General features: G+C 34.4%; 13 protein-coding genes and 1 tRNA gene (1 of these 14 cut by a window edge). 12 read left to right on the top strand and 2 right to left on the bottom strand.

Going from position 1 to position 11836, the window contains the following annotated elements; genetic code table 11:
• From truA to EsVE80_RS10150, 8 genes are all read left to right on the top strand, one after another.
• Positions 1-535 carry the 3' portion of a tRNA pseudouridine(38-40) synthase TruA gene (truA, locus tag EsVE80_RS10185; protein ID WP_173103614.1) on the top strand. The gene continues 206 nt to the left of window position 1, outside the view, so the window shows 535 of its 741 coding nt (coding positions 207-741); the start codon falls outside the window, past its left edge; it ends in the stop codon at positions 533-535.
• Between the two features lie 13 nt (positions 536-548).
• The gene (locus EsVE80_RS10180; RefSeq protein ID WP_173103613.1) at positions 549-1199 is read left to right on the top strand and encodes an HI_0552 family protein; all 651 of its coding nucleotides are present in this window, start codon (positions 549-551) and stop codon (positions 1197-1199) included.
• 191 nt (positions 1200-1390) lie between these two features.
• Complete coding sequence (locus EsVE80_RS10175) at positions 1391-2026, top strand: nitroreductase family protein (RefSeq protein WP_173103612.1); 636 nt, start codon at positions 1391-1393, stop codon at positions 2024-2026.
• Positions 2027-2591: 565 nt separating this feature from the next.
• Positions 2592-2906, top strand: coding sequence for a sigma 54-interacting transcriptional regulator (locus EsVE80_RS10170; RefSeq protein ID WP_232061181.1), 315 nt, complete (start codon positions 2592-2594; stop codon positions 2904-2906).
• 404 nt (positions 2907-3310) lie between these two features.
• Positions 3311-4162, top strand: a complete 852-nt coding sequence (locus tag EsVE80_RS10165; RefSeq protein ID WP_173103611.1) for a helix-turn-helix domain-containing protein — start codon at positions 3311-3313, stop codon at positions 4160-4162.
• 66 nt (positions 4163-4228) lie between these two features.
• Positions 4229-5122, top strand: coding sequence for an FAD:protein FMN transferase (locus EsVE80_RS10160; RefSeq protein WP_332107357.1), 894 nt, complete (start codon positions 4229-4231; stop codon positions 5120-5122).
• Positions 5123-5138: 16 nt separating this feature from the next.
• Positions 5139-5747: an NADPH-dependent FMN reductase gene (locus tag EsVE80_RS10155; RefSeq protein WP_173103610.1), complete on the top strand. Its 609-nt coding sequence runs from the start codon at positions 5139-5141 to the stop codon at positions 5745-5747.
• Between the two features lie 50 nt (positions 5748-5797).
• On the top strand, positions 5798-7054 hold the full coding sequence (locus EsVE80_RS10150; protein ID WP_173103609.1) for an NAD(P)H-dependent oxidoreductase: 1257 nt from the start codon (positions 5798-5800) through the stop codon (positions 7052-7054).
• Positions 7055-7212: 158 nt separating this feature from the next.
• Here EsVE80_RS10150 and EsVE80_RS10145 read toward each other — a convergent pair whose 3' ends face one another.
• Entirely contained in the window at positions 7213-9006 is a 1794-nt protein-coding gene (locus tag EsVE80_RS10145; RefSeq protein ID WP_173103608.1) for an ABC transporter ATP-binding protein, read from the bottom strand.
• Positions 9007-9142: 136 nt separating this feature from the next.
• Here EsVE80_RS10145 and EsVE80_RS10140 point away from each other — a divergent pair, with 136 nt between their 5' ends.
• The 4 genes from EsVE80_RS10140 to EsVE80_RS10125 all read left to right on the top strand — a co-directional run bounded on the left by EsVE80_RS10140 (position 9143) and on the right by EsVE80_RS10125 (position 11194).
• The gene (locus EsVE80_RS10140; RefSeq protein WP_173103607.1) at positions 9143-9565 is read left to right on the top strand and encodes a MarR family winged helix-turn-helix transcriptional regulator; all 423 of its coding nucleotides are present in this window, start codon (positions 9143-9145) and stop codon (positions 9563-9565) included.
• Complete coding sequence (locus EsVE80_RS10135) at positions 9566-10522, top strand: TMEM175 family protein (RefSeq protein WP_173103606.1); 957 nt, start codon at positions 9566-9568, stop codon at positions 10520-10522.
• Between the two features lie 68 nt (positions 10523-10590).
• Positions 10591-10663, top strand: a tRNA-Gln gene (locus tag EsVE80_RS10130).
• Positions 10664-10819: 156 nt separating this feature from the next.
• Positions 10820-11194, top strand: a complete 375-nt coding sequence (locus EsVE80_RS10125; RefSeq protein ID WP_173103605.1) for a pyridoxamine 5'-phosphate oxidase family protein — start codon at positions 10820-10822, stop codon at positions 11192-11194.
• 215 nt (positions 11195-11409) lie between these two features.
• On the opposite strand, the gene EsVE80_RS10120 is transcribed toward EsVE80_RS10125, so the two are convergent.
• Positions 11410-11730 (bottom strand): DMT family transporter, encoded by a 321-nt coding sequence (locus EsVE80_RS10120; protein WP_173103604.1) that lies wholly within the window; start codon positions 11728-11730, stop codon positions 11410-11412.
• Between the last annotated feature and the right edge of the window lie 106 nt (positions 11731-11836).

The raw sequence follows: 11836 nt of genomic DNA, 5'->3' as shown, positions 1-11836 counted from the left end.
TACGTTATCTACTCATGAAATACTTACTTTTCTTAATCGATACTTACCAAATGATATTGTTATTAAAGACGTATCAGAAGTGGGTGATAGATTTCATGCGCGCTACAATGCCAAGGCTAAACAATACAGCTACTATGTTTGGAACGATGTTATTCCCACCGCTTTCTATCGACATCATAGCTTTTATGTACCACAAGAATTAGATCTTGAAAAAATGGGAAAAGCGTCTGAAAAATTACTTGGAACACATGATTTTATTGGCTTTTCTGCTTTGAAAAAAACCAAAAAATCAACTGTTCGTAAAATTGAAGAAATACGAATTGAAAAAGAAGGTGCTATGTTGCATTTTACTTTTATTGGGGATGGTTTTTTGCATAAAATGATTCGAATCTTAACTGGTACTTTACTAGAAATTGGCATGGGTAAATTAGATATGAATGTCATTGATGATGTTTTAGAAAATAAAATACGTCAAGATGCAGGAGAAACAGTTCCAGCTGCCGGATTATTTTTAGATGAAGTTTTTTATGAATGATTAGAGGGAAAAAATGGAATTAGATGTTATGGACTTTGAAATTTTAGATAGAGAAAATTATACATTTAAACAATTGAAGACGATGTATTCACCAGCAGAAATTGAAGGTATTAAATCAGATTACAAAAAACATTGGCAAAAATGGAAAGAATTGAATTTGACAATTGTTCGTAAGCTGCCGAAGGAATTTGCGATTACAAAACCCAAAATAGAAAGCTGGACTAATGGTTGGAATTTACGTAATCATTTTTGGAGTGCTTATCGTAGTGATAATCGTCAAAACGAAAATGCCTGTTTAGCTGTATTGTTAAATAAAAAACAATATCAAATTTACTTAATGTTTCAACATTACAAAAGTGATGATCGGAATGGGAGTATCGGGGCCTATAATGCTTTATTGCAAGAAATTGCTGATTGGAGCCGAAATATTGATATAAATGACTATTATATTTGGCCACAAGTAGAACATGAATTGGAAGATCATTTACCTTTAAAAGATTATTTAACGGATCAAAAAATACAAGTGGAATTTCAAACAAGGCTAGCAGGCAAAACTTTTCAAATTGGAAAAATTTTAATGAAAGATAACTACTCTCAAATTGAAAATGTAACTAGCGCAACTTTAATGGAATTAATGCCGCTCTATCAACAGCTAGTTCACTGATGAAAAAAGTAAAGTTTGAATGACTATGTCTTTAAATCATGTAGAAGGAACTTTTTCGTTTTAAAAAGTTATCATCTTAAGCGGACTACTAAACTTTCTTTTATAATTTAAGCTTTAATCTTGCGGATGAAGCTTGAATCAAGTATATTTTAGCAGTTAGTTCATCATTTTTTTAATAAAGGAGCAAGCAAATGACAGCTTTTATAAATAATGATTTTAGTGATATTGTTTTGAATCGCAAATCAATTCGACGCTATGATGATAAGGTGAAAATTAGCAGAGAAGAGATGCTTAAAATGTTAGATGAAGCAAATCGTGCGCCGTCTTCGGTGAACCTACAACCTTGGCGTTATGTTGTAGTAGATACAAAGGAAGGAAAAGAAAAGTTAAAACCATTTATTCATTTTAATCAATTGCAAAATGACACGTCTGCCGCGATGATTTTAATTTTTGGTGATCGCAGAAACTATGAGTATGGAGAGGAAATTTATGGTGAAGCATTAAATGCGGGTCTCATGCCCAAAGACGTTCATGATCGCCAATTAGCAACGATTATTCCTTACTATCAAAATCTATCTTTACAAGAAATGGATACTATTATTGTACGGGATGCTAGTCTTGCTGCGATGCAGTTTATGCTAGTAGCACGTGCTCATGGTTATGATACCAATGCAATTGGTGGATTTGAAGCAGTAAACTTGGCAACAACTTTTGATTTAGATGAAAAACGATACTTACCTGTTTTAATTTTATCTGTAGGAAAAGCTGCAGAATCAGGCTATCAGTCGGTTAGACTTTCTGCTAGTAAACTAACAACTTTTAAATAAAAAGTATAAAAGCACAAAATAGAGATCCAGTTCTATTTTGTGCTTTTTTGGTATGAGAATATAGGATAAAGTAAGTGGTATGCAAAAATTTTTTTAATACGTGCATTGGAAAGATAAGAGTGGAATAGTTAACGCAGACTTTTTTACTTTACTTTCGTGGAATAATAATTCCATTGTAAAGATTAAACAATTACTTTTGTTTTTAGTCAGTTGAAAATAGGGGCGGTGAGAATAATGACAAAAGCAAGGTATGAAGTGCTTAACTCACTTAAGCAGTTGGAAAATAGTGGTCAAAAAGATTTGACAACGCAACAAATTGCAGATGAAAATTGTTTGACTAGAGGTTAGTCATTATTTATCTCAATTATTGAAAGAAGAGTTGGTCGAAAAATACGGTACAAACCTGTATATTGGCGTATAAAGGAGATTAAGGACCCCTTTAATACCTTTATTGGTGGCGAATGTTCCCTAAAAAAGTAATTAAAGCATGCAAAGCGGCTATTAAGTATCCCCCCACGGATTTTCTTTGATTATCACTGGGGAATCTGGAGTCAGAAAAAGTTACTTGGCGCGTTTGATTTATGAATATGCCAAAGCAAAAGGTGTGATTACTGCTAAAGCACAACTTATCTCTTTAAACTGTGCTGATTATGCTAATAATCCAGAATTACTCTCTTCGGTCTTATTTGGGTTTAAAAAAAGGACTTTTACTGGTGCAAATGATTTGGCGGCAGATCAGTCTATTTACCGCTATTATCAAAAGTTAATTTCCTTACGCCACAAAGAAAAAATTTTAAAAGAAAGTTCCTACGAGTTATTATTGAAAGTAGATGAAGCTATTTTTGCTTACCTACGAAAAGATCAAGCAAGGCAATGGTGAATCGTCGCCAATCTGAGTGAACAAATAATCAAAAATCCTTTTGTTACAAGTGATCAAAAAGCAAAAGTGATTCTTAGCAATCAAAAAATATGAACATTTCAAATAAATTACGGCCTTATGAAGCGTATATTGTTGAAAGTTAATTAAAAGAACTTCACAAACTATCAGAAAGATAATTTTCTTACCTGCTGCTCTTTAGTCAGATGCTAAGAAATTGATTTTTGTCGTTTGCGAAGTTTTTTATTTATACGCTCAAAAAAATGTACGATATGTAAAATTTGTCAAAAACTATATATAAAATTTTATATATCGGCTTTGACTTGCTAAAAAAGTGGGCGTAGTATGCAGATGTAAAACGATTTCAATTTGAAAGTGAAATAAAACACAATTTTAAGGAGGATTCCATGCATATTGAAAAATTTGTTGCCGCGCGCAAAAATGCTGGTCTTTCACAAATTGAATTAGCGCAAGGTATTTGTACACAAGCAACGTTAAGTCGGTTTGAAAAGAAAGGTCAAGTACCAAGTTTAAAAATTCTCTTACAACTTTGTGAACGTTTGAATTTCCCAGTAGGAGAATTATTTCCTAAAATTGGGGTGAAACAAACCAAGCTTATTGAAACTTTTACTGAAATTGAATTTTTACTAATTACAATGGAATACGAAAAAGCACAAAAAATGTTAACTGATATATTGCCAAGTGAATTAGATACGCATGAATTACAAATGCGCTACCATTATTTATCAGGATTTCTTTTGTATTCTCAAAAAGCGCCAACTTTTGAAGTATTATTTGCCTTTAACCAGTTATTGTTAGGGGATCAAGAGGATAGTTTGTATCAGTTGCTTGCTTATACCGGGATGGGGCTTGTTTATGTAAAAGCTGACGAAAAAGACAAAGCGGAAATATTTTTTGATAAAGTTCTCCGTAAAATTTATGACTATCCGGTAAAAACAATCGAAGAAACCTGGCGAGTTTTGCATATCTTATACCAATGTGGTGTTTTTTATAGTGAAATTGGCGAATATGAAGTTGGCAATACTTTGCTGGAATATGCAATTACTATTTGCTCGGATAATCATATTACCTTCTATTTAGCACGAGTTGCTACGCAGTTAGCTTGTAATGCTATGAAACTCAATATGCCAAAAGTTGAGATTTTAGAACGTTTAACCGATGCACGAGCGTACGCCAAAATTAACCGGAATGAGCGTGAATTGCGAGTAATTTCCCAGTTGCTACAAGAGGTTAATTGAGGTTTGTCCGCTTTTAACCTTTCGTTAGATAAGGAGGTATCTGATTTGGCAACAAGACAGTTGCATATGATGGGAACAATTATTGATCTTTTGGTTGAGCATAAAAAAGCGGAAGAAATTTTAGATGAGCTAGAAACGCGATTGAGAATCTATGAAAAGCGTTTTAGTGCAAATGATCCGTCTTCAGAGTTGATGGAAATCAATCACAATGCTGGAATTCAAAAGGTCGTTGTCCATCCAGACTTGTATGAGCTAATTAAATTAGGCAAAGAAAAAAGTTTGACCAGTGACTATTTGAATATTGCCATAGGACCTTTGATTCAAACTTGGAGAATTGGTTTTAGTGATGCCAAAGTCCCTTCAGATGACGAGATTAAGACTTTGTTAGTGAATACGGACCCTCGTAATATTCTGTTGCATGATGAAGAACACAGTGTTTTTCTAACTGAAAAAGGGATGCTACTGGATTTAGGATCATTAGCTAAAGGTTTTATTGCTGATTTACTAGTAGCATATTTAAAATTAGAAAAAGTAACCGGCGCATTAATTAATTTAGGAGGCAATGTAGTTGTTTTAGGGACTGCAAAGCAGCATGAAGATGGATTATGGCGTGTTGGCATTCAAGATCCTAGCAAAAAGCGTAATCAAACCAGTCTCGTTTTAAAACTCAGCAACCAATCTATTGTTACCTCTGGAATTTATGAGCGAAGTTTAATTAAAGAAAATAAATGCTATCACCATATTATTAACCCTAAGACAGGCTATCCAATTGAAACGGATGTTCTTAGTTTAACAATTATTTCAAAAAAATCAGTGGATGGTGAAATCTGGACGACACGTCTGTTTGGCTTAACCTCTACTGAAATATTGCAGACTTTAAGCCTGACTCCAGGTATTGAAGGAATTATCATCACAACAGAGGAAATTCTTCTATCTGATGGGATTAAAGATTTAATGTAGAGAAAGGATTTTTCAAATGTATAAATTTATCGGTCTTGTAGGTACGAATTCAAAAGATTCAACCAATCGCCAATTGTTACAGTATATGCAAAAAAGTTTTGCCAATGAAGCAGAAATTGAGTTAATTGAAATTAAAGATATTCCCCTTTTTAATAAACCCGCAGATAACAAAATACCAGCAATTGTTCAAACAATTGCTGAAAAAATCAGTAAAAGTGATGGAGTAATTATTAGTACACCAGAATATGATCATGCTGTACCAGCAGCATTGATGAACGTATTAAACTGGCTATCTTATGGAATTTATCCCTTTGTTGATAAGCCTGTTATGATTACAGGGGCTTCTTATGGTACGTTAGGATCATCACGAGCACAAGCTCATTTGCGTCAAATTTTGGATGCACCTGAATTAAAAGCGCGGATTATGCCTAGCTCGGAATTTTTGTTAAGCCATTCTTTAGCGGCTTTTAGTGCAGATGGTATGCTAAAAGATGGAGAACAACGGGAAAAACTAGCGGGATTGTTCCAAGATTTTTTAATTTTTGTTGCGATTACGAAACAATTGCAAAATGCTCACGCTGTAAATCAACAAGAAACAGAAAACTTTTCTTGGGATAATGTCTAAAGACAGATTGCTAGAACCTAACTATTTATAAGTATAAAGGAGTCTTTTATATGAAAATTGTCGGTATCGTCGGATCAAACGCAGATCTTTCTTATAACCGTCTTTTATTAAAATTTATTGGCAAAAAATTTGATAATTTATTTGATTTTGAGTTGTTGGAAATTACTGATATTCCTTTGTTTAATCAAAGTGAAGATGTAACCAATAGTCCTGCAATTCAAAAATTAAATCGCAAAATTAAAATGGCAGATGGCGTAATTATCGCGACACCTGAACACAATCACACGATACCTGCTGCTTTAAAAAGCGTCATTGAATGGTTATCATTTAAGATTCATCCACTAGAAAACAAACCCGTAATGATTGTTGGTGCTTCTTATTATGATCAAGGTTCTTCGCGGGCGCAATTACATTTACGCCAAATATTAGATGCCCCTGGTGTCAATGCAATGGTAATGCCTGGCAATGAGTTTTTACTTGGGAAAGTTAAGAATGCGTTTGATGAAAATGATAACTTGAAAGACCAAGGTACCATTGATTTTCTTTTTAGTACATTACAAAAATTCATACAATTTATTAATGTTACTGCAGCAATGAATCCAAAACCTGAAGCTGAACCAGAAGATTTATATGCAACGGGCAAAATCGATACAACAATTGTCGGAGCAGATATGTGGGCAGATGACTGGCTAGAGCAAGCATCTGCAATTGTTCATCCAGCAGAAGGTAATGATTATGTTAGATTAAATCGAGGACTACTAACAGTAGACCAGTTGAATTATTTTTTGGACTCGATGCCGATGGAATTAACCTATGCAGACAGCAACAACCAATTCCTATATTACAACCAAACTAAATCAGCTGAAGAAATGTTAGCCGCACGCGTACCTGGTCAAGTGGGAAATCCATTAGCAAAATGTCATCCGGAAAAATCCTATAAAAATGTGGAATGGGTGATTCAACAATTGCGAACGGGTGCAACCGATGTTGTTCGCGTACATGTTCCAAAACAAATGCCTGAAAAATATATAGTCCATAATTATCAAGCGATGCATGATAAGGAAGGAAATTATATGGGCATTAATGAATACATTTTAGACTTTAAGCCAATAGTAGAATGGTACTTGCAACAAACCGGGCAAAAATTAGTCGGCGATGTTGACGGTGTTTCCAGTGCGTCAAAAAAAGCGGAAACAACGGCGGTTGATGGTGTCTCTAGTGCCTCTAAAAAAGATACAGAGACCCCAGTAACCGCAGCTACAACGCCTGAAGTTGATGGTGTTTCGAGTGCTTCGAAAAAAGGTTAAAAAGTTAGAATTGTCAAACGAAAAATTCTTAGCAAATAAAAGATAAATAAAAATAGGACTATTTCCTTAAACTTATTGGAAATAGTCCTATTTTTTGGCGCTATGATAAAGTATGCTGCTTTAAAAGCTGAACTATTGTTAACAACTTTTTTATTAGTTTAAGCTGCAGCTTCAGTATTTTTAAATTGTGTTTGATAAAGTCTTGCGTATAATCCGTCTTTTTCAATAAGTTGTGCATGTTTTCCCTGTTCAACAATTTCGCCATGTTCCATGACAGCAATTTGATCAGCATTAGCAATAGTAGAAAGACGATGGGCGATAACAATACTTGTCCGATTTTGCATCAGATTATCCATTGCTTTTTGCACATAATACTCAGAGATAGCATCTAAAGCAGAGGTTGCTTCATCAAGAATTAAAATTTGAGGATTTTTTAGAATCATTCGCGCGATAGCAATCCGTTGTTTTTCCCCGCCAGAAAGTTTTATGCCGCGATTACCAACGACAGTATCATAACCATTTGGTAAGGTCATAATAAAGTCATGAATGTAAGCAGCTTTTGTAGCTGCTATTAATTCTATTTTGCTCGCATTTTCATTTGCATAAAGTAAGTTGTCATAAATAGTTCCATTAAAAAGGAAGGTTTCTTGACTCACCACGCCGATGTTTTGGCGTAGACTAGTCAAGGTTATCTCCTTAATATTCTGATTATCAATAGTAACCGTTCCACTTGTCGGGTCGTACAGTCGTGTGAGTAGGTGCGTTAATGTTGATTTTCCAGCGCCAGAGGGTCCGACTAGTGCCAAAGTTTCTCCAGGAAGAATTTTTAAGTTGATTGTTTTTAAGACTTCATTTTCTTCATAGTGGAAGTTAACATCGCTAAATACCACTTCACCACGATCAATGACCAATTTTTTTGCATTAGGCTTATTTTGAATTGCGGGTGTAATATCCATGTATTCAAAAATACGTTCAAATAAGGCAAAGGAACGCAATAAATCAACTTGAATATTGGAAAGTTGAGTAACAGGATTGTAAAGTCGACCTAGCAATGAAGCAAATGTGATAATTCCACCAATAGTTAATTGTCCTCTAGTTAGTAAAAAACCACCTACTAAATAGATTAACATCGGTCCAATTGCCATTAAGACGGACATTGCCATCCGAAACCAACGTCCCGCTAAAGATTCTTTAATTTGTAAAGCTGTTACTTCTTGGTTAATTTTATTAAAAGTTGCAAAAGCTTCTTCTTCTTTTGTGAAAAGTTTCATTAGCGTACTACCGCTAGTGCTTAAGGTTTCTTGAGTATGTTGATTTAATTTGCTTAAAGCCTGTTGACTGGCAGAAGCAATTTGCCATCTTCTTTTACCAACTTTACGAGTTGGCAAAATGAATAATGGAACGGTAACCAGAGCGACCACTGCTAAAATCGGGTTCATAGAAAATAAAGCAAAAAGAGTTGTTGCTAAAATGAAGATACTACTCAGTGCATTGATAAAGGTAGTTTGAAATACTTGTTGAATGCCGTCTACATCACTGGTTAGACGTGTTAATATTTCTCCTTCTTTTACAGTTGTAAAAAAACTTTGAGGTAAAAAGGAAAGCTGGCGATATAAATTGTTTTTCATTGTTAGCGTAATGTTTTTGGCAATCCACGTACTTAAATAGCCTTGTGCGACTTGTAAAAGATTCAGCAAAATTGTGGCTGAAATGGAAAGTCCCACAAGAATACTTAATTGTGTCAAATTGTGTTTAGGTAAGGCGACATCGACTATTTTTTGCAATAGAAGAGAAGGCACAAGCCCTAAAGTAGAGGTAGCAAGAATTAAAAAAATTACCAAAATTAGTTTTAAAGTATGTGGTTTGAAATAATTGAGGATTCGACGGATAAAGCCAAGTGTCAATTCAGGTTTTTTTGTTGTTTGGTCAAAGTCAAAGCGCATTCGAGCCATTAAATCCCCTCCATTTATTAGTTAGGTACCTAATTATTATACCGGATTTTTTGGAAATTGTAAATAGATAGGCACCTAACTATTTGACGAAAGAATCATCATTGCGTAATATTAGAACAATAAAGGATGTGTTTTGATGAAAGAAGAAATTTTATTTGAAGAATTCCAGCAGTTAAATCGCTTGATAAGACGTCATACTAAGCGCAAAGAAACGGCGGAAGAATTTTCATTTGGCCAAAATCGATTATTACGTTTGTTAGCCAAGCATGAGGGCTATTCGCAAAAAGAATTAGCAGAAATGATGCATATCAGACCAGCTTCGCTTAGTGAGCTGTTAAAAAAGTTAAGTCAAAAGGGCTATCTGATAAGAAAACAAAATACGACGGATCGTCGTATCACCAATTATTTTCTTTCAGATAAGGGGCGTGAATATATTTATTCTATTCAAGCTGAACGCAAGCATATTGGAGAAGATTTATTTGCGACGTTGTCTATCAGCGAAAAAGAGCAATTTCATCATATTTTAAATAAACTTGTAACTCGTTTGGAGGAGAAATAAATGAACAATCTAAAAGAACGCGTACTTGTATTTAGTGATGCTATTATTGCCATCATTTTAACAATTATGGTATTAGAAATACCAATAAAGTATGCAGTAACAGGGGATATTATTTGGCAAACGTTGTTTAGTGCGGTGGGAATTTATTTCATTAGTTTTTGTTTTGTGGCAAATTTATGGTTTCAAACAGCCTATGCTTTCAATCGCATTGAACAGGTTAAAAATAAAAGTCTCGTGATTTATTTACTCTTGTTGTTTTTCTTGTCTTTGGTACCGGCAGCAACACGGATTTTAATTGAAGATACAACACAGCAAACGGTTTTAATTTATGGAATACTAACTCTAGTGGTCACTGTATTGATGCGTCGCCTCATTACTGCATTAACAAAGCAATCAATAACGGAATTGGATTTGCAAAAGCGTCGGGTCGATGAATTGAATCGCCAAGACATATTGAGCTTTATTGCGCGTATAGTCATTTTAATAATTGGGTTATTTCAAGTTCACGCCGCTTTGATCATCTACTTGGTACTGCCAATTTTAGCGTTTTTGCAAAATATGATTGATCGCGAGGAAGGCCGTTTTATCGACACATTAGACAAAACAGAACAAGTTGACTATTTTGCTGATCGCAATCAAATTTGGGGAAATTCGATGAAACGTTACTCTCACTTATTACGGGATTCTTTAAAAGATTCCAGTGAAAAAGACAGTCAACAATGGCAAACAATTATGAAGGAGTGGCAAGACAAAGTTGACCAAGAAATCGCGATCCGACAAAAAGCAATAACAACGGCTTCATCTGATGAGCAAGAGCAGCTGCAACAAGAGATTAATCGGTTACAAATGCAGAAGTCTCGCATACAGGAACGGGAAAATCATTTGCAACAACGTCCATTTACTGGCAATCATCCGAAATACCAAACAAATCATAAAAAAACACTATCAAAAAAATAGTGTGCTGCTGTAAGACAAAATATTTGAAAAGAAAAAAATTTGGCGTTATCCTTTTTATGTTGCATAATTGGGATATAGCCAAACTGGTAAGGCACTTGACTCTGAATCAAGCAATTGTAGGTTCGAACCCTGCTATCCCAATTTTTAGTTGATAAAAGATACTTTCTTTAATTTGGAAGTGTCTTTTTTATTTGTGTGATTAAATGCAGAAAAGTTACTTACTGATTTTTGGGGAATTTACTCTTTTTTATTGGTAATTACTTTTAAAAGTAGCTGAAATGAAAGGAAGTCCTAAATATGTTAAATGAAAAATTACTGGAAGTTTTAAGTCATGAAGGTGTGGTTACGATCATCTCATCTAGTCAAGAGGCACCAGGTTATCATGCTGTCAATACATGGAATAGTTATATTCATGTCATTCATGACAAATTGTACATTCCTGCAGCAGGTATGCATTCAACTGAAATGGATATTGCTAAAAATGATCAGATTCTTATGACTATAGGTAGTAAAGAAGTAATAGGAACAGTGGGACCAGGAGCTGGATTTCATATTGTTGGTCGGGCAAAATTTATTTCAGAGGGTTCCATTTATGAGCAAGTAAAATCAGATTTGCCTTTTTTGACACGCGTATTAGAAATTACTGTCAAAAACGTAGAACAAAAGATTTAGTAAGTAATAAGACGATAAACAAATAGGCCTTTGGCGTGTGGTAGATACTGGAAATTTACCAACATACCAAAGGCTTATTTTCATTGATGCAGTATGTTTAGACAATAAGTTTTTGATTTTACAACGTAAAAATCAAAGAAGTACCAAAAAGAATCCAGAAATGATTCCTTTTTAAAGAGCGAAGAGAAATTGATTGGCCATTTTCTTCTTTTAGTTTAGTGTCCACTCGTTACTTTAATACCTACGATGCCTACTAATAATAGGGCTACAAACACCCATGTAAGTGGTGCTAATTTATCGTGAAAGAAAACAACACCAACGATTATTGAGCCCACTGCACCAATTCCAGTCCAAACAGGATAGGACAAACTCATTGGTAACACTTTGATCGCTTTTGATAAAAATAAGAAACTGGTAATCATGCCGATAATTGTATAAATGGAATAATCTAACTTGGCAAATCCTGCACTTGCCTTCATCATCGTCGACCAAAAAACTTCTAAAATACCTGCCAATCCTAAATAAATCCAAGCCATGTGATGCTACCTCCTAAATATTTTTAGCAAATCATGCAAAGCTGTGTAAAGAAAATCTCTTTAAAATAAAATTGTTTCATCAGCTAGACAAATAAAAAAAGAGGGG

The organism is Enterococcus saigonensis (assembly GCF_011397115.1).
In the GTDB taxonomy this organism is placed as follows: domain Bacteria; phylum Bacillota; class Bacilli; order Lactobacillales; family Enterococcaceae; genus Enterococcus_C; species Enterococcus_C saigonensis.
The sequence above is the reverse complement of the archived record's forward strand: the minus strand, read 5'-3'. Positions and strand labels throughout refer to the sequence as shown.